The sequence below is a fragment of the Bacteroides uniformis genome (assembly GCF_025147485.1).
GTDB classification, from domain to species: domain Bacteria; phylum Bacteroidota; class Bacteroidia; order Bacteroidales; family Bacteroidaceae; genus Bacteroides; species Bacteroides uniformis.
In genome coordinates, this window is the sequence record NZ_CP102263.1 from 4,428,401 (window position 1) to 4,449,863 (window position 21,463).

General features: G+C 47.9%; 17 protein-coding genes and 1 pseudogene. 12 read left to right on the forward strand and 6 right to left on the reverse strand.

The annotated features are described in order from the left end of the window. Positions 1-2 precede the first annotated feature (2 nt). Entirely contained in the window at positions 3-2,324 is a 2,322-nt protein-coding gene (locus NQ510_RS18015; RefSeq protein ID WP_005832004.1) for a DUF5686 family protein, read from the reverse strand. Between the two features lie 416 nt (positions 2,325-2,740). Between NQ510_RS18015 and NQ510_RS18020 the strand changes: the two genes are divergently transcribed. Together NQ510_RS18020 and NQ510_RS18025 are read left to right on the forward strand one after the other, a co-directional pair. Continuing rightward, on the forward strand, positions 2,741-4,930 hold the full coding sequence (locus NQ510_RS18020) for a glutamine synthetase III family protein (RefSeq protein ID WP_005832915.1): 2,190 nt from the start codon (positions 2,741-2,743) through the stop codon (positions 4,928-4,930). Between the two features lie 292 nt (positions 4,931-5,222). Further along, positions 5,223-5,924, forward strand: coding sequence for a Crp/Fnr family transcriptional regulator (locus NQ510_RS18025; RefSeq protein ID WP_005832010.1), 702 nt, complete (start codon positions 5,223-5,225; stop codon positions 5,922-5,924). Between the two features lie 83 nt (positions 5,925-6,007). Here NQ510_RS18025 and trxB read toward each other — a convergent pair whose 3' ends face one another. The 5 genes from trxB to NQ510_RS18050 form a co-directional block, all read right to left on the reverse strand. Further along, the gene (trxB, locus tag NQ510_RS18030; protein WP_005832012.1) at positions 6,008-6,958 is read right to left on the reverse strand and encodes a thioredoxin-disulfide reductase; all 951 of its coding nucleotides are present in this window, start codon (positions 6,956-6,958) and stop codon (positions 6,008-6,010) included. Between the two features lie 37 nt (positions 6,959-6,995). Further along, on the reverse strand, positions 6,996-7,646 hold the full coding sequence (locus tag NQ510_RS18035) for a LolA-like putative outer membrane lipoprotein chaperone (RefSeq protein ID WP_005832014.1): 651 nt from the start codon (positions 7,644-7,646) through the stop codon (positions 6,996-6,998). Positions 7,647-7,649: 3 nt separating this feature from the next. After that, complete coding sequence (locus NQ510_RS18040; RefSeq protein WP_005832016.1) at positions 7,650-10,154, reverse strand: FtsK/SpoIIIE family DNA translocase; 2,505 nt, start codon at positions 10,152-10,154, stop codon at positions 7,650-7,652. A gap of 271 nt (positions 10,155-10,425) precedes the next feature. Next, on the reverse strand, positions 10,426-11,037 hold the full coding sequence (locus NQ510_RS18045) for an HU family DNA-binding protein (protein ID WP_005832018.1): 612 nt from the start codon (positions 11,035-11,037) through the stop codon (positions 10,426-10,428). 359 nt (positions 11,038-11,396) lie between these two features. After that, positions 11,397-11,663 (reverse strand): hypothetical protein, encoded by a 267-nt coding sequence (locus tag NQ510_RS18050; RefSeq protein ID WP_005832022.1) that lies wholly within the window; start codon positions 11,661-11,663, stop codon positions 11,397-11,399. A 173-nt stretch (positions 11,664-11,836) separates the two neighbouring features. Between NQ510_RS18050 and istA the strand changes: the two genes are divergently transcribed. The 10 genes and pseudogenes from istA to NQ510_RS18100 all read left to right on the forward strand — a co-directional run bounded on the left by istA (position 11,837) and on the right by NQ510_RS18100 (position 21,422). Further along, positions 11,837-13,417, forward strand: coding sequence for an IS21 family transposase (gene istA, locus NQ510_RS18055; RefSeq protein WP_005829261.1), 1,581 nt, complete (start codon positions 11,837-11,839; stop codon positions 13,415-13,417). Then, entirely contained in the window at positions 13,404-14,186 is a 783-nt protein-coding gene (gene istB, locus NQ510_RS18060; RefSeq protein ID WP_005824105.1) for an IS21-like element helper ATPase IstB, read from the forward strand. Before istA ends, istB begins: the two co-directional genes overlap by 14 nt. Positions 14,187-14,290: 104 nt before the next feature. Beyond that, positions 14,291-14,497: pseudogene (locus tag NQ510_RS18065) on the forward strand (DUF3874 domain-containing protein); the annotation flags it as partial. A gap of 64 nt (positions 14,498-14,561) precedes the next feature. Further along, the gene (locus NQ510_RS18070) at positions 14,562-15,116 is read left to right on the forward strand and encodes a DUF5063 domain-containing protein (RefSeq protein ID WP_008665189.1); all 555 of its coding nucleotides are present in this window, start codon (positions 14,562-14,564) and stop codon (positions 15,114-15,116) included. A 3-nt stretch (positions 15,117-15,119) separates the two neighbouring features. Beyond that, the gene (locus NQ510_RS18075) at positions 15,120-15,743 is read left to right on the forward strand and encodes a 3'-5' exonuclease (RefSeq protein WP_005826911.1); all 624 of its coding nucleotides are present in this window, start codon (positions 15,120-15,122) and stop codon (positions 15,741-15,743) included. A 39-nt stretch (positions 15,744-15,782) separates the two neighbouring features. Further along, positions 15,783-16,964, forward strand: coding sequence for a class I SAM-dependent rRNA methyltransferase (locus tag NQ510_RS18080; protein ID WP_005826914.1), 1,182 nt, complete (start codon positions 15,783-15,785; stop codon positions 16,962-16,964). Between the two features lie 314 nt (positions 16,965-17,278). Further along, on the forward strand, positions 17,279-18,535 hold the full coding sequence (locus NQ510_RS18085; RefSeq protein ID WP_005826918.1) for a nucleoside permease: 1,257 nt from the start codon (positions 17,279-17,281) through the stop codon (positions 18,533-18,535). Positions 18,536-18,561: 26 nt separating this feature from the next. Then, positions 18,562-19,146, forward strand: a complete 585-nt coding sequence (locus tag NQ510_RS18090) for a bifunctional nuclease domain-containing protein (RefSeq protein WP_005826921.1) — start codon at positions 18,562-18,564, stop codon at positions 19,144-19,146. Position 19,147: 1 nt separating this feature from the next. Next, positions 19,148-19,846, forward strand: a complete 699-nt coding sequence (locus NQ510_RS18095) for a 16S rRNA (uracil(1498)-N(3))-methyltransferase (RefSeq protein ID WP_005826923.1) — start codon at positions 19,148-19,150, stop codon at positions 19,844-19,846. A gap of 22 nt (positions 19,847-19,868) precedes the next feature. Further along, a complete protein-coding gene (locus NQ510_RS18100) occupies positions 19,869-21,422 on the forward strand; it encodes a DUF4836 family protein (protein WP_005826925.1) in 1,554 nt (517 codons plus the stop codon). The last annotated feature ends 41 nt before the right edge of the window (positions 21,423-21,463 follow it).

Below are 21,463 nucleotides of genomic sequence, written 5' to 3' on the forward strand. Positions count from 1 at the left end.
TGCTATCTGTTAAACAGTTCGAAGGTAAATTTGCAACCTATTTCCTGATACTTCCAGTTTGCAAAGCTGGCAAACAAGCCAAAGTCAAATATATGTGTACCAATGCCATACCCTACTTCCAGATAAGGTTTCAAGTGAGGAACCACCAATGCATTCAGATACAGACGTTCATTCAATACATATTGGGTATATTTCATCAGATGGCGGAGCAGGAGGAAAGGAGCTTCATAGGTAAGGTGTCCGCGGATATATTTACGGGAAGAGTTATACCAGCGGCCGTCCAGCAACTGGAACACCCCGCCAATATCATCACTCCAACCCATAGGAAGATTGGAACGCCGCAAATTGGCAAAGTCCACAAAGTACAGTTCCTTCTGATTGATAAACTCTCCCCAACCAAAACGCCAATAAATATCACGCATCAAGCCCAAAGAAACCTGATGCTGCAAATCAATCTCTACACGCTCGTACGAACCACTGCTCTGCAACACTCCACTGAGTCCCCGCTCCCAATCTACTGAGATGGAAGGATACTTGGAATGAAGATTTACTTTACGGTCGCCATTCATATAATAGTATTGTCCCGGAGTCCAGGTGAGGCGGACGCGGGGAGCAAAACTATTATAGGTATGGCGGAACTTGTTCAGGATATTCGGGTCAAAATTCGGAAAGAAGGATGAACCTCCGGAACCGGCACGGGTGGCCGACTTGGTAGGCGGCATGCTCGGGTAGTTCAGTTCAAACCGGGAGCGGTTCACTTCCGTACGTCTGTGCATGGATACACCCACTTCCAGCGACAGACCGTTTACTATTTCCCAGCTATGACGCAGATTCAGATACAAATCCTTGAAATAATCCAAGTGTATCTGGTTGAAGTCAAAAATACTGTCGGGGATGGCTTTCAGGTCGTCCAGCACATCACTGCTGTAAATCCGGTTACCGTTACCAAACTCCAGATGCAATGCTGCACGCTTACGGGGCCAATAATCAAAATCGGACCTCACCCTCCAGTAAAACTCTTTTTCCTTAAAATTATAACCTATCCGGGGAACGATGCGCAGCAGGCGATCACCGGTAAAAATACGGTTGTACTTGAACTCCTGCCGATACGAAATTCCATGCTTGCCGCTATAGCTCAAAAGAAAAGGATTGATTAGTGGTGAACAGCGCACACTCCCCAATTTATCAAGGTCTACCGTATAGCGACTGATCAATGCATCTCCAATCTGCCCCCAAAACTCCAAGTTCTTATTCACCGGTTTCTTTTTCCGGGCGAGCGTATCCCGACGCAAGAAGAAATCCTGATACAGTGTCTCCTCATGCGGAGTCAAAGGAATGGGACGCAAAGTTTTAAAGTAAGCAGTATCACGTAGATAAGCATTCGTATCAGTACGCAACGTGTATGAATCGGACAAGTCATATTTACTTTTCTTCACCGACCTCCGTATATCACTGCCAGAAGTTTTCTGAATGATGTTCTTATAATCGAGTACAGCTTCATAAGTGCCATCTACCACATTTCCCAAAAAACGAAACGTTGCATCCACATCATACTGCAACGGAAGAAATTCGTCCGAATCGCCCACATTACCCATCTTCACCAGATTATTGAACCGCACCATCTCATTACGTCCGGAAAAACGCATCTCGCGTACACTCCACACGTTATCACTCACAATCAGATAACCGCCCACCAGCTGAAAGCTTTTGCTTTTTGGCATAAAACGGATTTTATACTGAAGGGCATGCCGTTCCCCCATCACCGTATCAATCCGATAGGTATAATATTTTTTGGCATTGGGTGCTAAAGGAGAGAGTAGTTTGTCATATAATAAGGTAGAAGAATAGATGTTGATGTGAAAATATTCCGGCAGCCGTCCGTCCATTTCCCAAAACTCGGAAGCAGTACCGACACTTGCCTTTACCTTCTGGTCATAGATGTCGGGAGCAGTAAAATGCAAATCGCTATAAGTTTCCATCATATATTCCCGCACCCCTTTCTTGGGCCGGAACATGGAAGGGATGTAGCGGAGAATATGATTCTTCTTACGGATATTCACCCAGCCCTTTATGTAAAGCTCAGCCTTGTAACTTTCAATAATACGTTCATAAAGGGGGGCAAAGAAGATGACTTTCTCCATGATGGAGTCTGCCGAACTCACATGTTTGTCAACCGGATAAGATACACGCTCCGCCCCTGCCTTCTGTACAAAAGAAAACAAGAAGCAAATCCAAATCCATATAAACAACAAACGTTTCAACCGCAATTTCTCCTTATAGAATCGGGACAAATATACGGAAGAATTTGTGTAATGCAAAAACATGTTCCATAAAGAAGCGGGAATGACACTTGTGACACCCTTTATTATAAAACATATGTTACGCGCGAGAGACAATAATACACAAGCACACATAGTTTGTGCGAGATAAATACGAACCTATATTAATTGTTATAAAAAGGGTGCCACAAGTGTCATGTACAGAATGATTCGTAATTGTGACACATGAAAATTACTAATCACGACGCACTAAGATTACTAATCGTGATGCGGAAAGATTACTAATCATGGCATGTAACAAACGCAAGCTTTTGGTCGTTTTTCCATAACAAGCAGACTTTTTTAGGGGGTCTATTCTCAAAAAACACTAATATTTTCGAGAATACCCCCTAAAAAAGAGGGGGTAGTTCAGAAAAAACATGTATTTTTGCGCCCAACAACCAATAAAAGGAGAGACTTATATGTCAAAAATGCGATTTTTTGCTTTGCAAGAACTTGCCAATCGGCAACCTCTTGAAGTGACCACCCCTTCAAACAAACTGTCCGACTACTACGGCAGCCATGTCTTCGACCGTAAGAAAATGCAGGAATACCTGCCTCGTGAAGCCTACAAAGCCGTGACCGACGCCATCGAAAAAGGCACTCCCATCAACCGCGAAATGGCAGACCTGATTGCCAACGGCATGAAAAGTTGGGCAAAGTCCCTCAACGTCACCCACTACACGCACTGGTTCCAGCCTCTGACGGACGGAACAGCCGAGAAACATGACGGCTTCATCGAATTCGGAGAAGGAACGGAAGTGATTGAACGTTTTTCCGGCAAACTGCTCATCCAGCAGGAACCGGATGCATCCTCTTTCCCCAACGGGGGTATCAGAAACACATTCGAAGCACGAGGATATACTGCTTGGGATGTTTCCTCACCTGCCTTTGTGGTAGATACCACACTTTGCATCCCCACTATCTTCATCTCTTATACCGGCGAAGCGCTCGACTACAAGACTCCATTGCTCAAAGCCTTGGCAGCCGTAGACAAAGCAGCGACAGACGTATGCCAGTTGTTCGACAAGAATATCACACGCGTTTATACCAATTTAGGCTGGGAACAAGAATATTTCCTCGTCGACTCGGCACTGTACAATGCCCGCCCGGACCTTTGTCTGACCGGACGTACCCTGATGGGACACTCCTCGGCCAAAGACCAGCAGCTGGAGGACCACTATTTCGGCTCCATCCCCCCACGTGTCACAGCTTTTATGAAAGAACTGGAAATCGAATGTCACAAACTGGGTATCCCGGTCAAGACCCGCCATAACGAAGTAGCTCCCAACCAGTTTGAGCTGGCGCCTATCTTTGAGAATGCCAACCTTGCCAACGACCACAACCAGCTTGTGATGGATCTGATGAAACGCATCGCACGCAAGCATCACTTCGCCGTACTGCTTCACGAAAAACCCTACAACGGCGTGAACGGCTCCGGCAAGCACAACAACTGGTCGCTTTGCACCGATACGGGTATCAATTTGTTTGCACCGGGCAAGAATCCGAAAGGAAACATGCTGTTCCTTACCTTCCTGGTAAACGTACTGATGATGGTATACAAAAACCAGAACTTGCTGCGCGCCTCCATCATGAGTGCCGGAAACAGCCACCGTCTGGGAGCCAATGAAGCACCTCCCGCCATTCTGTCCATCTTCCTGGGCAAACAGCTGTCTTCCATCCTCGACGAGATAGCTCGCCAGATAAGCAGCAGCAAGATGACATCGGAAGAAAAGACAACACTGAAATTAGGCATCGGACGTATTCCCGAAATATTACTGGATACCACCGACCGTAACCGTACTTCTCCATTCGCCTTTACCGGCAACCGCTTTGAGTTCCGTGCCGCAGGTTCGTCCGCCAACTGTGCCGCCGCCATGATTGCCATCAATGCAGCTATGGCAAACCAGTTGAACGAATTCAAAGTCTCCATCGACAAACTGATGGAAGAAGGAGTCGGCAAGGATGAAGCCATCTTCCGCATTATGAAAGAGACCATCATCGCCTCCGAGCCTATCCGCTTTGAGGGTGACGGCTACTCCGAACAATGGAAGCAGGAAGCCGCCCGCCGTGGGCTGACCAACATCTGCCACGTTCCCGAAGCCCTGATGCACTACATGGATAACCAGTCCCGTTCCGTACTCATCGGCGAACGTATCTTCAACGAAACGGAGCTTGCCTGCCGCCTGGAAGTAGAACTGGAGAAATACACCATGAAGGTACAGATAGAAAGCCGTGTGCTGGGCGACCTTGCCATCAACCACATCGTACCGACTGCCGTTATCTACCAAAACCGTCTGCTGGAAAATCTCCGTGGCCTGCGCGAGACCTTCTCTCCCGAAGAATACGAAGTCCTCAGTGCCGACCGGAAAGAGCTTGTACGCGAAATTTCCAAGCGCGTAACAGCCATCAAGGTACAAGTACGCGAAATGACCGAAGCCCGCAAAGTAGCCAACCACATGGATAACTACAAAGACAAGGCTTTCGCTTACGAAGAAACCGTACGCCCTTATCTGGAAAGTATCCGTGACCACATCGACCACCTTGAGATGGAAATTGATGATGAAATCTGGCCGCTTCCGAAATATAGGGAGCTGCTGTTTACAAAGTAGGCCTCTCCCTAGCCCCTCCCCCGTAGGGAGGGGGATAGAGATACTACGATAAACAATTAAGTTACTACGATTTACGATTTGACGGTTTACGGTTGGAGTTACTCATACAATCATAAACCCACCTGCTAATGAGTAGTTGTTTAACAATACAAACTTCAATCGTAAATCGTCTAATCGTAAATATATAGATTTTCCTTCATCTCCCCCCCTACGACATCTTTTTGTCATATTTGTGCAATATTTAATTTTTTCTTTTTACATTTGTGCTGTATAACACAGTTTTGCAGCAGTTATGGTAAAAGTAAACTTATCTGATATTAATGTTCCGGAGTTGATTGCAGATATATGGTCTCCCCTGAATGACGAACAACGGGAATTCCTCGCCAACCACTTCACACTCCAGAACTACAAAAAAAACGAAGTCATCCATTGCGAAGGCGAGACACCTACGCACTTGATGTGTCTGCTGAGTGGAAAGGTAAAAATCTATAAAGACGGAGTCGGTGGTAGAAGCCAGATTATCCGTATGATTAAACCTGTCGAATATTTCGGTTACCGCCCTTACTTTGCAAAAACAGACTATGTCACGGCAGCATCTGCATTCGAGCCGTCTCTTGTTTGCCAAATCCCCATGACTGCCTTGATGACTCTGCTCACACAAAACAACGACCTTGCCATGTTCTTCATCAAGCAATTGTCCGTTGACTTGGGCATTGCCGATGAACGTACCGTAAACCTGACGCAGAAACATATCCGCGGAAGACTCGCAGAATCCCTGCTGTTCCTCAAAGAAAGTTATGGTTTGGAGGAAGACGGCTCCACCTTGAGTATCTATCTCTCGCGTGAAGATCTGGCCAATTTGTCAAACATGACCACTTCCAACGCCATACGTACGTTGTCACAGTTTGCCACAGAACGGTTAATCACCATCGACGGACGTAAAATCAAAATCATAGACGAAGAAAAGCTGAAGAAAATCAGCAAGATAGGATAAGGAATAAGTGACAAGGGATAAGCGATTAGGGGTTAGCATAATAAAAACACATTGTTACCATCCTAACCCCTAATCACTAATCACTAAATCAGTCCTTTCGCAGACAAATATCTTTCCGCTTCAATGGCTGCCTGGCAACCGGTTCCGGCAGCGGTGATGGCTTGACGATAGTGAGGATCAGCAACGTCTCCGGCAGCGAATACGCCCGGCACTTTCGTACGCGGTGTTCCCGGCTCGGTGACGATATAACCTACTTCGTCCGTATCTACATAAGGTTTGAAAATATCAGAGTTGGGTTTATGGCCGATAGCCAGGAAGAAACCGTCAATAGCCACATCATAGCGCTTCTCATCAGGTTCACCCATACGCTGTACCAAATGCACCCCTTCCACACCGTTTTCTCCAAACAAGCCTACGGCATTATGTTCGAACAGTACTTCAATCTTGTCATGCTTCATCACACGCTCCTGCATAATCTTGGAAGCGCGAAGATAAGGTTTGCGGACAATCAGATAAACCTTGGCAGCCAGTCCGGCAAGGTAAACGGCTTCCTCGCAGGCAGTATCTCCACCCCCTACAACAGCTACCGTTTTCTTGCGGTAGAAGAAACCGTCACAAGTGGCACAAGCGCTGACACCCATTCCCGCATATTTCTTTTCATCCTCCAGTCCCAGATACTTCGCTGCGGCACCCGTAGCAATAATCAGCGTTTCAGCCTCAATCACCTTTTCGTCATCAATTGTAATCTTGTAAGGTGCTTCAGCAAGATTGGCGGCAGTAGCGACTCCATAACGCAAATCTGCACCAAAACGTTCGGCTTGCTTCCGCAGGTCTTCCATTAATTCCGGACCAGCGATACCTTGGGGATAACCGGGGAAATTCTCCACATCAGTAGTGGTTGTCAACTGGCCACCGGGCTGCAATCCTGCATAAAGTACCGGTGAAAGATTGGCACGGCCTGCATAAATAGCGGCAGTATAGCCGGCAGGACCCGAACCGATAATCAGACATTTTACTTTTTCTGTTTCCATCATTATATTATTTACTATTTGACTATTTACAATTTACTATTTAGCGCATGTCGATGACTTCAGCTGTGGGATAGGCTTTTTTGTCAAAGACAAAGAAACTATCCGGATAGGATTGTCCTGTCTGGTAGCTATCAATAAGGATAGTAGTCATATACTTACTCCCCCGTGGTGCCAAGTCCACTTGATGCAGACGATACGTATCCTTTGTCACAAACAGATAGACACTTTCAGGGTCTTTTCTCTTGTCGGCAGCAGTCATGGTGATGTAATAAACAGACTTGTCTTGCTTACCACCGACACTGCTCAACTTCAATCTGTATCCCTGCTTGTAGAGGGACAACCAAGCATACGGATTAAGAGTCTGCAATTCCTCCTGCGTAGGTTCCGATACATTCACCTCATCTGCCGAAGCCACATAGCTCCACTGCGTATGTCCGTCAAACCAAGTCTTCATTCCCTCGGTCTCAACCACAAACTTCTCACCTTCCAGATAGAGAACTCCCGCATAAGAGCCTTGTTGTTCGTTCACGGTAAACGCCAGCTTCACCCCTCCCGCTTTCCGAAAGGCTTCGGCTGTACGCTCCAATATATTCTTGGCATCCGGTTGTTGTGCCGACATCGGCACAGCAAACAACAGCAATAGCACACCAAGTAAAAGCTTATCAAATTTCATCATTCTATAAATAACCATTCCTTATTGCAAATTGTTTAACCGCATTTCCAGGTCACTCTCATCTATACAGAACACCTCACGCGCCTTACTACCTTGCGCCGGTCCCACAATCCCCGCTTTCTCCAACTGGTCCATGATGCGGCCGGCACGATTATAACCGATGGCAAACTTACGCTGAATGAGCGATGTGGAACCCTGCTGGTGAATAACAACGAGACGGGCTGCATCCTCGAACAAAGGATCGAGACGTCCCATATCCACATCCCCCAAATCACCTCCTGCATTTTCATCCACATATTCGGGCAGATAGAAAGCAGTGGGGTAACTCTGCTGGCGGGCGATAAACTTCGTAATCTCCGCCACTTCGGGCGTATCGATAAAGGCACACTGCACACGCACCGGGTCAGCTCCCTGCAGGAATAACATATCACCGCGGCCTATCAGCTGGTTGGCTCCCGGACGGTCGAGGATGGTACGCGAATCGACCATTGCCGATACACGGAAGGCGATACGCGCCGGGAAGTTGGCCTTAATCGTACCCGTAATGATATTTGTTGTCGGTCGCTGTGTAGCGATAATCATATGTATACCCACGGCACGCGCCAACTGGGCGATACGTGCGATGGGCAGTTCCACATCCTTACCGGCTGTCATAATCAAGTCACCGAACTCGTCGATAACGACTACGATATAAGGCATGAACTTATGCCCCTTTTCCGGATTCAGACGACGGTTGATGAACTTCTCGTTATACTCCTTGATATTGCGCACATGGGCAGCTTTCAGCAAGTCATAGCGAGTATCCATCTCCACACAGATGGAGTTCAAAGTCTGCACCACCTTCGTGACGTCCGTAATGATGGCATCTTCCCCGTCGGGTAATTTCGCGAGGAAGTGATGCTCAATTACGGAGTAGATGCTGAATTCTACTTTTTTGGGGTCTACCAGCACAAACTTCAGCTCTGCCGGATGCTTCTTATATAATAAGGAGGTGATGATGGCATTCAACCCCACGGACTTACCCTGACCGGTAGCACCGGCAACGAGCACGTGCGGCATCTTGCACAAATCCACCATAAACACTTCATTCGTAATCGTCTTACCCAGTGCGATGGGCAAGTCGTAAGTAGACTCCTGGAACTTCTTGCTGCCGATAATACTCTGACCGGATACAATCTTCGGATTGGAGTTGGGCACTTCGATACCAATCGTACCCTTTCCCGGAATGGGAGCGATGATACGGATGCCGAGCGCCGAAAGGCTGAGGGCAATATCATCTTCCAGACCGCGTATCTTCGAAATGCGGACGCCCTGCTCGGGAGTGATTTCATACAGTGTCACCGTAGGACCTACCGTCGCCTTAATGGTACTGATTTCTATACCGAAACTACGCAGAGTATTGATAATCTTATCCTTGTTCGCGTTCTGCTCTACCATGTCAATGGTCGGACCATTGTCATCGTAATGCTTCATCAAGTCTATTGTGGGGTAATGATAGTTTTCCAAATCCAGACGGGGATTGTACGGCTCCTTCTCCGTTCCCACATACTCCTCCTCTTCAGCCTTCTCAACCTGGAATGCCGGCTCCTTCTCTACCGGCTGTTCCCGAAAAGGGGGTACCGGCTCCGGTACAGGAGTCTCAAAAGTCATGGTAACGTCCTCATCCGCAGACTTGGCTGGCTTTACCTTTCCATCACTTCCACCCAAGTCAAGGGTGATTTCATTCTGCGGTTCGTCCTCTTCTTCCTCTGTAGCAACCTCCTCCTCCTTTTCAAGAACCTTTTCCGGCTCCGCAGCTTCCGGTGTCGGAGCAGTAGTCTTTTCCTTTGCACCCCAAGAGGTCTTGAACTCTTCCGGCGTTTCACCCTGCACACTTTCCGCCTTCTCCTTACGCTTCAAGAAGCTGAGACTAAACAATCTGCGCAACCAGATGACAGTCCGTGCACTCAGATAGATGAGGAAGCAGATGGCAGTTACCAACAATAGCAGCCATACTCCCGGCACACCGACTTGAGACACAAGCCAGTTGCTGACATTGTATCCGTGCATACCGCCCAGATAGAGGAAAGAGTCCTTGTACTGGTCTACAAACACAAAACCGAAAAATACCGAGAACCACACCAGCATCAACGAACAGCCGATGAACCACTTCCACAAACGCACCACACGCACCCGCATCAGCTTCAATCCCGCCACAGCCAGGAACACGAGAATCAGGAAAGACGATACGCCGAAACAATCATTTATCAGATAGCTGGCCAACTGCGCACCGCGGCTACCGGCGTAGTTCTTCACCCCATTATTGGTGGAAATCAGCTCCTGCGCACTGCCTCCGTCAATGATGCTCTGGTCTGCCGCTCCCGTGAAAAAGAACGACGAAAAGGCGAGCAACAAATAAACCGAAAAGATTACCAGTACCAAGCCGATAACGAAATGAACAGTTTCACTTCTAAATAACGCTGCCACTTTCCCAAAAAACGAGAGTGACAGCTCCGTATCTTTAGCTGTTGAATTTTTCTTTGCCATATTTTTTAAATAACTATTGAGAATTGATTGCAAAAATAATAAAAACTATCCTTCTGCCGCGTTGTTTTCATTCTTTAATTTCTCGTCTGCCGATTATAGGTATTCCTAATCTACAACTGTAGTTTTATCGCATGTTTTACTTACATGCTTGCATGAAATGATATAGCGCACTAATTTACAACAGATTGTGCCATGCAAGCAGACCTCATGCAAGCATGTAGGCAGATTTTGGCTACATGGTGCAATCCATGCAAGCCCTATACGCATCAACCTACTCTTTTCCCTTCAAAAAATAAATCGGCTGTTTCTGCAACCCTTTGTTCACCAACACATTCTCCTCACAAAGACGACGAATCTGCCGCGTCGCAGTCGTGCGGGTCATGCCGCAAATCGACTGTACAACACTGCGGGTGATGAACTCATTTTTACGTAAATATTCCACCACTTTTTGCTTCACCTCATCATCTGTCAGCCTCTTTTTCGTGAGATTCCGCAATTTCAGCGGCTTTACCTTCAATACTCCTATCTCACTGCGCAGCGCCTTGTCCGGTCTGAAAGTAATATTTTTCAACTTTACCTTAGTACTTTTCCGCTTTGTCTCCAGTGTCACCGGTTCCGTGCAGGTCAGTGTAGGAACAAAGTAACCGATGCCGTCCAAATGAACCTGCCTGCCCTCCCCCAGCTCGCGTCCCACAAAATGCGACAAAGCATCGAGTACCGCCAGTACATCCGTCTCGGTCAGCGAGCAGTATTCTTGTATATGCCTGCGCAGTTCATTGGTCGTTGTGGAGCCGTTCAGTTTAATCCGGGGGTGCAGGGTCAGCTCTTCCCCTTGTTTATCCTTCGTTTTCGGGTTTTCGTACCAATCAAATAAAATTGCCATATTCTTTCCTCCTTTTTTAGATTCATTTCTGTTGCTGTCTGCAGGTTTCGCTCATGCAAAGTACCGGCTTTCATTAGGCAGAGCATAGGTCTTCCTTACGCAAAGAAGCGTTCTTCCTTCTGCTGAAAGCTTATCAACAAAAGATGCGCACAGCTGTGGTTCACCTTCTTCATATTTGTGATACACCTTCTTCACAACTATGAGAAAGACATTCCACGACTGTGCGCAACTACAAACTACAGAGGCAAAGATAATGAAAAGCAGGGGGCTTGGCAAAGGAATGCTAATCTTTTTCAGATTGAAGCATGTAATAATGCGGTAATAATAGCGCTATTTGCCCAGTTCCATAATTGCAATAATTAATCTTCATCATCATCGTCATAATCTTCATCGTAGTCATCATCGTCACCATCCCATCTACACCCACAAGCATCACAAGCATAATCATTAATACCACTTGAATCAGGATAGACCAAATGCGAGCCACACTCAGGGCAACGCAACTTGTTGTTATCATCATCGTCATCCGCAATTTCATCACATGGCCATTCTCTTCCACAATCCGGACAAACATAATTCACGCCATCGAAATAGGCATTCTCATTCAAACAAAAAATACATTCCATGGAAAATCCAGTGTAAGCTGCCCCCTAAAACCAAGCGATTCTGCCCCCTTGTGCTAAAATAATCCTACCCCCTTGATTCCAATATAAAAATACCCCTGCTTGGCAATGCCCGGCAGGGGATTTTTCGTAGATTTGATTCCCGTCTTGACCGGTGGGATAAAATCATTTCTACTATGACAACAAAGATAGCAAACATCCTCCAATGTTACGCATTGGGGATGGGGATAAAGCAGATAAGCAGGAGCTTTGAGCTTTCCCGCAACACGGTGCGCAGATATGTGCGCCTGTTTCAAGAGTGTGGTATACCGATAAAGGAGTTGGCCGCCATGCCTTCCGCTCGCATCCAGGAAATGTTCTCTGAAGGTGTTGGCCGTAACAGGGAACCGTCACAACGCCAGCTTGAGCTTGAGGCACTCCTTCCTGAGTATGCTGCCCGGCTTAGCCGCCGAGGCGTAACAGTGAAAACCCTGTACGAAGAGTACCGCGAGACCCATCCTGACGGATACAGACATGCCAGTTTCGGCAACTATCTCATGCGTTACCGTATGGTGACACATGTCGTAGGCCATGTCGAGCATTATGCCGGAGACCAGATGTATATCGACTTCGCCGGTGACAAACTGGAAGTCGTTGACAGTGAAAGCGGTGAATGTCGCAGCGTTGAAGTGTTCGTGGCCATACTTCCGTGCAGCCACTATACCTATTGTGAGGCGGTCTGGTCCCAGTCAAGACAGGACTTGATTAAGGCGTGTGAGAACGCGCTTCATTTTTACGGCGGGGTTCCGATGGCGATCGTACCAGACAACCTCAAATCGGCGGTAACCCGCAGCGACCGTAACGAGCCGGTAATCAACGAGGAGTTTGCGGCATTTGCCGAACACTACGGATGTACCGTATACCCCACACGGGTACGTCATCCAAAGGACAAGGCCTTGGTGGAGAATGCCGTGAAGCTACTTTACCGATCCGTCTACGCTGACATCGAGGGTCTTGTATTCCACTCGCTGGAGTCTCTGAATGCGGCCATATCCGAATCGCTCTCGGCCTTCAACGGACGCAGGATGAGCGGGCGTCCCCAGTCCAGACGGGAACAGTTCGAGCAGATTGAGTCCGACTGCCTCCGCCCGCTTCCCGCCATACGCCATCAGATGAAAGAGCGACGCTCCGCAACAGTAATGCGTAACGGCTATGTCACCTTCAGGCTTCACCATTACAGCGTACCGAAAGAGTATATAGGCAAACGTGTCGAGATTGTCTATGATGCGGACACGCTGGAAATATATCATGGCCTGCGTCTGGTGACCACACACCAGCGCGATGACACGCCATACTCCTATACGACCAAGGATGCCCACGGACTGCCCGGACGTCATGGAAGTTATGAAAAGGATCTGGAACAGATTTACGAACGGGCCGGCCAGACAGATAACGTCCTGCTGCTGTATCTGCGCAAGGTGGCGGAACTCAAGAAGTATCCTCCCGCGGCGTTCCGTTCATGCAGAGGCATCATGGCGTTGGAGAAGACCTTCGGGCTGGAACGGTTGGTGGCGGCAAGCGCATGCGCCACGCAACTGCGCCTATACGGATATCAGGAGATAAGGCGGATCCTTGAACGCGGGGATGATGCAGACTTCCTGTCAAAAGACGACATTGACGATGAGGTCCCCGTAACATCTATCCACAAAAACATCCGCGGAGCAGCCTACTTCGCACAATTAAAACATTTAAATAGAGACAACAATGGAAACAAATAATCTTACCGCACCGATAGCTGTCGAAAAAGACCGCAACACGTTGACAATCGAACTGATGAACCGTATGAAGCTGCACGGCATGGCCGCCGCCTTCACTGAAAGCCTAACCTCCACTATGGCAGAAACAATGACAATCGACTCTTTCCTGCACATGTTACTTGCCAGGGAATGGGACTACCGTGCCAATGCAGCCATCCAACGCCTTATACGCGGGGCGGCGTTCCGCTACAAGGCCTGCCTCGAGCAGATAGACTATGCAATCCCGCGTGGCCTTGACCGCAATCAGATGGAGCGGCTTGCATCGCTGGAGTTCATCCGCAAGGGACAGAACCTCTTCATCACAGGGTCATCCGGTACCGGGAAGAGCTTCCTTGCCACAGCAATGGGGTATGAAGCCTGCAAGAAGGGCATACGGACATATTATGCGAATGCTCCGAAACTTATGGGTACGCTTAAGGTGGCAAAAGTAAAAGGCACACTGGAATCGGAACTCAAGAGAATCGAACGGAGCACGCTGCTCATATTGGATGACCTCTTCCTTGTGAACCTTGATGCCAAGGAACGACCCATCCTGCTCGATATAATAGAGGACCGACATGGGCGCAAGTCCATCATCATCACCTCGCAACTGCCAACGGACAATTGGTATGATGCAATCGGAGACCCTACAGTAGCAGATGCCATTATGGATCGTATTATACATACGGCGCACCGGATTGAGCTGACAGGAGAAAGTGTCCGTAAAATGGCTGCATACAGAGGGAAATAAACTAAAATAATAATAACCCCATCGGTCAAGACTTTTTAAGGGGGCATTGTTGAATGTTTTAAGGGGGCAGAATCGCTTGGTTTTAGGGGGCAGCTTACACTGGATTTTCCAGCCACTTCCATCCCGCCGAAAATGAAGAGGAAGGAGACTGGATGACCCCTATGGAGATTCTCTCCTTCTTGCAAACCAAGACCAAAGACCGGCTGTCCATCAATAAAGTGGCTCTGTTCGGACGTGCACTCCACAAACTGGGCATCAGCAGCCGCCGGAAGACAAGAGGAACAGAATATCATGTAGTGAAAAAAGAATAATCCTGCCAATTAATTTGCTTCTACTTTCGGTTTGCGCTATCTTTGCGTTTCAAATCAAGAAGATATGAAAAAAGAAAGTCAAGTGATATTCGACCGGAATGCCGTAGAGTTTGTGACCGTAGCCGCCGAGTTTTGCAAGTTTCTGGAACAAGCGGAAGGGGTGAAACGTTCCGCGTTCGTCGATACCTCCTTAAAAATACTTCCGCTGCTCTACCTGAAGGCCTCCATGCTGCCCGAGTGCGAAACCATAGGAGACGAGGCGCCGGAAACATTCGTCACCGAAGAGACCTATGAGGTACTCCGCATGAACCTCGCCAATATCCTGGCCGAGAAAGACGACTACCTGGACGTATTCGTATCTGACATGAAGTATAGTGACCAGCCCATCACCAGGAACATTTCCGAAGACTTGGCCGACATATACCAGGACATCAAGGACTTTATCTTCGTATTCCAGCTGGGTTTCAACGAGACGATGAACGATTCGCTTGCCATCTGCCAGGAAAACTTCCGCCTCCATTGGGGACAGAAGCTTGTCAACACCCTGCGTGCCCTGCACGAGGTGAAGTATGCGCAAGGCGAGGATGAAGAGGAGGAAACCGCAGACTTTGAATATTAAATTATGGTTATCAAAAGAACAATAGATAAAGAAACAGTGAAAGACCTGCCCAAAGCCGCCTTTCCGGGACAGATACATGTCGTACAGACACCATGGGAAGCGGAAAAGGCAGTCGCCTATCTGAAGTCCTGCCCGTTGCTGGGCATAGACAGCGAAACCCGTCCATCGTTCACAAAAGGACAGATACACAAGGTGGCCCTGCTACAGATTTCCTCAGAGGAACATTGCTTTCTGTTCCGCCTCAACCTGACGGGACTGACTCTGCCGGTTATCACATTGCTGGAAAACCCAAGCGTAACGAAAGTAGGCCTTTCCTTGCGGGACGACTTCATGATGCTGCACAAACGCGCGCCCTTCGAACAGCATGCCTGCATCGAATTGCAGGAATATGTCCGCGCTTTCGGCATCCAGGACAAAAGCCTGCAGAAGATATACGCCATCCTCTTCGGGGAAAAGATTTCGAAAAGCCAGCGCCTTTCCAACTGGGAAGCCGAAACCTTGACCGAACCGCAGAAACTGTATGCCGCCACCGATGCCTGGGCATGCCTCAACATCTACAACAAGCTGCAAGAACTGAAACGGACAGGAGATTTTGAGATAGAAGCCAATAATAATGTGGTAATGTGATGCACATTATCACATTACCACATTAATCACATTATATATATGTACAAAGTATACCTTAAACCCAATAAAGAGGAGTCATTAAAGCGTTTTCACCCGTGGGTGTTTTCCGGCGCCATCGCACATTTCGACGGAGAGCCCGAAGAAGGGGAAGTTGTTGAAATCTACACGTCCAAAAAGGAATTCATAGCCAAAGGGCATTTTCAGATTGGCAGTATCGCCGTACGCGTACTGACCTTCCGTCAAGAAGAAGAAATCAATGCGGACTTCTGGAAACGCAAACTCAGCATAGCATACGACATGCGCCGCAGTATCGGCATAGCCGGAAACCCGACAAACAACACCTATCGCCTGGTGCACGGGGAGGGAGACAACCTGCCGGGGCTTGTTATCGACATTTATGCCCGCACCGCAGTGATGCAGGCACATTCTGCCGGCATGCACCTCGACCGCATGGCCATTGCCGATGCCCTTACCGAAGTGATGGGCAGCCAGATTGACAATATCTATTACAAATCGGAGACGACCCTTCCCTTCAAGGCCGACCTCTATCCGGAGAATGGTTTCTTGAAAGGCGGCAGCACGGACAATGTAGCCATGGAGTACGGCCTGAAGTTCCACATCGACTGGCTGAAAGGCCAAAAAACCGGTTTCTTCGTAGACCAACGCGAGAACCGTTCGCTACTGGAACGCTATGCCAAAGGCCGCAGCGTACTGAATATGTTCTGCTATACCGGCGGCTTCTCCGTATATGCTATGCGTGGAGACGCCAAACTGGTGCATTCCGTGGACAGCTCCGCCAAAGCCATCGACTTGACCAACAAGAACATCGAACTGAACTTCCCGGGTGACACCCGCCATGCCGCCTATGCAGAAGATGCCTTCAAATACCTTGACCGCATGGGCGACCAATACGACCTGATAGTTCTTGACCCTCCTGCTTTTGCCAAGCACCGCGATGCTCTGCGCAATGCCCTGCAAGGCTACCGCAAACTGAACGTCAAGGCTTTCGAGAAAATCAAGCCCGGCGGCATCCTCTTCACATTCTCGTGTTCGCAAGCCGTCAGCAAAGAAAACTTCCGCACCGCCGTGTTCACAGCCGCTGCCATGTCCGGCCGCAGCGTACGCATCCTGCACCAACTGACGCAACCTGCCGACCACCCGGTCAGCATCTATCATCCGGAAGGGGAATACCTGAAAGGACTGGTTCTATATGTAGAATAAAGGAAAAAGCAGGCTTTGTTAGCCTGCTTTTCTTAAATAGAGTTAATAAAAAGCAGAAATACGCCAAAACAGCATGTTATATAACATAAACCGTGTATATTTGCACTGTGTTTTTCATGGTATTAGATTTAAGGTTAATAAAGATTGGGTGTCTGGGATAGATACCCTTCTTTTTTTATAATACATTCCTTCCCAAAATCCATCCCTCATTAATCTCTTTCGTTGAAGAAAAAGCCGTACAGAACTTGTTTTTCTCCTAGTCTCATTGTACATTTGCATCTATTACATAATTTAAAATATAAAAAGCTAATATTATGAGCATCAAATTCCGACTCACTGCCATGCAATTCCTGCAATTCTTCGTTTGGGGAGCATGGCTGATTTCATTAGGTGGTTACATGGGCGGTACGTTACATTTTGAAGGCGGACAAATCGGAGCAATCTTTGCAACCATGGGTATAGCCTCACTGATAATGCCCGGACTGACCGGTATCATCGCCGACAAATGGATAAACGCCGAACGCCTTTATGGCATACTCCACCTCATCGGTGCCGGTGCTCTGATTTATGCTTCAACTGCCACCACATACAACCACATGTACTGGGCCATGCTGCTCAACATGCTTGTTTACATGCCTACACTATCTCTGGCCAACACCGTATCCTACAATGCATTGGAAAAATATAAGATGGATTTGATAAAAGACTTCCCTCCCATCCGTGTATGGGGAACGGTAGGCTTTATCTGTGCCATGTGGGCTGTGGACCTTACCGGGTTCAAGGCAAGTTCGGCACAGCTCTATGTGGCAGCCATCTCGGCAGCCATGCTGGGGCTTTACGCCTTCACCCTGCCTGCCTGCCCCCCCATGCGCAGCGAAGGAAAAACGATGCTCTCCGCTTTCGGACTGGACGCACTGGTGCTGTTCAAGCGCAAGAAGATGGCTATCTTCTTCCTATTCTCCATGTTGCTGGGAGCCGCCCTTCAAATAACAAACACCTATGGTGACCTTTTCCTGGGTTCGTTTGCTTCCATACCGGAATATGCAGATTCGTTCGGTGTGAAACACTCCGTCATCCTGCTCTCCATCTCGCAAATGAGTGAGACGTTGTTTATCCTTGCCATCCCCTTCTTCCTAAAACATTTCGGAATCAAGCGTGTTATGTTAATTAGTATGTTTGCATGGGTATTCCGTTTCGGGCTCTTCGCCCTCGGAGACCCGGGAAGCGGACTCTGGATGCTCATTCTCTCAATGATTGTCTACGGTATGGCATTTGACTTTTTCAATGTATCGGGCTCGCTGTTTACAGAAATGGAGGCACATCCCAGTATCCGCGCCAGCGCACAAGGATTGTTCTTTATGATGACGAACGGTGTGGGAGCCATCATCGGAGGCTATGCCAGCGGAGCCGTGGTAGATGCCTTCTCGGTATATGCCGAAGGTGGAGGACTGGTAAGCCGCGACTGGACACCGGTATGGTTTATCTTTGCAGGATATGCCTTAGTCATTGGTCTGTTATTTGGAATAGTATTCCGCTATAAACATAATCCGGAGAAAATAGAGAAAAACTGATTGAGAATCAGGTTGATTTAATAGGTATGAATAAGAAAAAGATAGAACTACAAGTACTAAACATTTCCAACAGCCAGGCGCAAGCGGGTGCCTATGCCTTGGTACTGGGTGAAGTGGGTGGCGAACGCCAGCTTCCGATTATTATAGGTGCCACCGAAGCACAAGCTATGGTCATCGAGATGAAAGGTATTGTACCGCCCCGTCCGCTGACCCATAACCTATTTGCTTCCGTCCTTGAAGTGCTGGGTGTAAAACTGATGCGTATTCTTATCTATAAAGTAGACAACGGAGTATTTTACTCTTACCTTTATATGAAAGCCGAAGAAACCATTCTCCGGATTGACGCGCGTACCAGCGACGCAGTTGCCCTGGCATTGCGCATGAATGCCCCTATCTTTGTCTACGAAGACATCCTCGAAGCAGAATGTCTGAAAACCGTCGAAGGTTCCATCGACCCGATGGAAGGCAGCGAACCGGACAAAGACGAACTGCTGCAGGAAGACACGATAGGCATACTGAAAACGGCCCTGCAAAAAGCAGTCGATGAAGAGGACTATGAACGTGCCGCACAGCTAAGAGACCAGATTAACCAACTCAAGAACAATTTGTAATATGCACGTATTCTATACCCCCGACATACAAGCCCACGCAGAGCTGCCCGAAGAGGAAGCCGCACACGCCGTACGCGTCTTGCGCTTGCAGGCTGGAGACGAGGTCATGTTGACAGACGGAAAAGGCTGCTTTTATCGTGCCGAAATCAGTACGGCTACAAACAAGCGCTGTCTGGTGAATATCCTGGAAACCCTTCCGCAAGCCCCCTTGTGGAAAGGTCATCTGCACATTGCCATGGCGCCTACCAAGAATATGGACCGCACAGAGTGGTTTGCCGAGAAAGCGACGGAAATTGGGTTTGACGAACTGACATTCCTGAACTGCCGTTTCTCGGAACGGAAAGTCATCAAGACGGAGCGCATCTCCAAAATTCTGGTTTCCGCCATCAAGCAGTCGCTCAAGGCACGCCTGCCCCAACTGAATGAAATGACAGACTTCAACAAGTTCATCACACAGCCTTTTCCGGGTCAGAAATTCATCGCCCACTGTTATGAAGGCGAAAAACCGCTTTTGAAGGATATGGTACATCCCGGAGAGGATGCCCTCGTACTAATCGGTCCTGAAGGAGACTTCAGCGAAGAGGAAGTCCGGAAGGCGACGGAAAACGGTTTTATCCCCATCAGCTTGGGAAAATCAAGGTTGCGTACAGAGACGGCGGCACTGGTTGCCTGCCACATCCTCAATTTACAGAATCAATGATACTCACTAAAACAAAAACTATATGAAAAAGAACCTATTCTTCCACTTCTCAGTACTGGCAATGCTCATCGTGCTGATAAGCGCTTGTTCGTCCAAAAAGCCAGAATACACCAACGTTATTCCTTCCGATGCCTCGCAAGTCATCGCTGTCAATTTAAAATCATTGGCAGACAAGGCCGGTACCAAAGATAAAGAGACTAAAGAAGCACTGCAAAAGCTGACAGATGCCTTGAAAAGCGATATGAATGCAGCTACTTTCCAACAATTGGAGGCTGTACTGAAAGACCCTGCCAAATCGGGAGTGGACGTCAATGCGCCGATTTATGTCTTCAACGCTCCCTCGTTCCCCTACACCACCATGGTAGCCAAGGTTCAAAGTGAGGATGATTTGCTGAAGCTTCTGGAAGTTACGGAGAAAGAACAGATAATCAGCCATGTGGCAGAAGCGGACGGTTACAGTTTTGCACAAATCAACAAGCGGGCATTGCTCGCTTTCACTCCTACCACGCTTATGGTGGTGAACTACACCGGCACATCACAACTGGAAAAAGTCAAAGAAGGAATTCCCGCCTTGCTGAAACAGACCGGAGAAAACAGCATCAACAGCAACACCGCTTTCAAGAAAATGCAAAAGCAGGATGGAGACATCAATATGCTCATCTCTCCTTCCAGCCTGCTGAGTGCATACGCCAATCCGCTGAATTACGGAATATCCCACAATATCGACCTGAAAGACTTGAAGATGCTGGGAAGTCTCTCCTTCGAAAAAGGGAAAATAGAACTGAAAGTAGAGAGCTATACCGAGAACACAGAATTGAAAGCACTTTTCGAAAAGCAAATCAAAAGTACTTGTCCCATCGAAAACACGTTCTTGAAGTATTTCCCAAAATCTACCCTGGCGCTATTCAGCATAGGTATCAATGGAGAAGAGTTCTACAATGTGCTGCAAGAGAATGAGCAGTTCCGCAACGATTTCTCCATTACCAAAGCCGCTGAAGTAAAAGACTTGTTCAGTGCTTTCCACAACGACCTGACCATAGGCCTTATCAATGTAACCATGAACAGCAATCCTTCTTTCCTGGCCTATGCCAGCGTAAAGAACGACGCTCCCTTGAAAGCCCTTTATGAGAAAAAGTCCGAACTGGGACTGAAACGCGGCGAAGACATCGTGAAATTGAATGAGAATGAATATGTCTATAAATCACGCGCTATCAACATATTCTTCGGCATACGAGACAAACAGATGTACGCCACCAATGACGAACTGCTGTATAAGAATGCATGCAAGACCGCTGACCCGTCTGCCAAAGAGACGGACTTCGCTTCTAGTCTGAAAGGCAAGCGCACAGCCTTTGTCATCAATGCGGAAGCCGTACTTGACCTGCCCGTTGTAAAAATGCTAGCTGGATTTGGCGGACAAGAGTATAGCACCTATTACTCGCTGCTCGGCAATATCTCGTATCTGGAAGCTGTCGGCAACGAGGACAAGGCAACCGTCACCCTGCAGCTGAAGAACAAGAATGTTAATGCACTGAAACAGATTGTGGACTTTATCAAGCAGTTTGCAGGAATGTAATTTAAGGATTAAGGATTAGAGATTAAGGATTAATACCACTC

Coding starts and splice junctions, on each gene's coding strand:
- NQ510_RS18100 (WP_005826925.1), top strand. CDS start 19,869: ATGAAAAAGAACCTATTCTTCCACTTCTCAGTACTGGCAATGCTCATC.
- trxB (WP_005832012.1), bottom strand. CDS start 6,958: ATGATGGAAACAGAAAAAGTAAAATGTCTGATTATCGGTTCGGGTCCT.
- NQ510_RS18070 (WP_008665189.1), top strand. CDS start 14,562: ATGAAAAAAGAAAGTCAAGTGATATTCGACCGGAATGCCGTAGAGTTT.
- NQ510_RS18025 (WP_005832010.1), top strand. CDS start 5,223: ATGGTAAAAGTAAACTTATCTGATATTAATGTTCCGGAGTTGATTGCA.
- istA (WP_005829261.1), top strand. CDS start 11,837: ATGACAACAAAGATAGCAAACATCCTCCAATGTTACGCATTGGGGATG.
- NQ510_RS18085 (WP_005826918.1), top strand. CDS start 17,279: ATGAGCATCAAATTCCGACTCACTGCCATGCAATTCCTGCAATTCTTC.
- NQ510_RS18050 (WP_005832022.1), bottom strand. CDS start 11,663: ATGGAATGTATTTTTTGTTTGAATGAGAATGCCTATTTCGATGGCGTG.
- NQ510_RS18020 (WP_005832915.1), top strand. CDS start 2,741: ATGTCAAAAATGCGATTTTTTGCTTTGCAAGAACTTGCCAATCGGCAA.
- NQ510_RS18080 (WP_005826914.1), top strand. CDS start 15,783: ATGTACAAAGTATACCTTAAACCCAATAAAGAGGAGTCATTAAAGCGT.
- NQ510_RS18040 (WP_005832016.1), bottom strand. CDS start 10,154: ATGGCAAAGAAAAATTCAACAGCTAAAGATACGGAGCTGTCACTCTCG.
- NQ510_RS18035 (WP_005832014.1), bottom strand. CDS start 7,646: ATGGTTATTTATAGAATGATGAAATTTGATAAGCTTTTACTTGGTGTG.
- NQ510_RS18095 (WP_005826923.1), top strand. CDS start 19,148: ATGCACGTATTCTATACCCCCGACATACAAGCCCACGCAGAGCTGCCC.
- NQ510_RS18015 (WP_005832004.1), bottom strand. CDS start 2,324: ATGTTTTTGCATTACACAAATTCTTCCGTATATTTGTCCCGATTCTAT.
- NQ510_RS18075 (WP_005826911.1), top strand. CDS start 15,120: ATGGTTATCAAAAGAACAATAGATAAAGAAACAGTGAAAGACCTGCCC.
- istB (WP_005824105.1), top strand. CDS start 13,404: ATGGAAACAAATAATCTTACCGCACCGATAGCTGTCGAAAAAGACCGC.
- NQ510_RS18090 (WP_005826921.1), top strand. CDS start 18,562: ATGAATAAGAAAAAGATAGAACTACAAGTACTAAACATTTCCAACAGC.
- NQ510_RS18045 (WP_005832018.1), bottom strand. CDS start 11,037: ATGGCAATTTTATTTGATTGGTACGAAAACCCGAAAACGAAGGATAAA.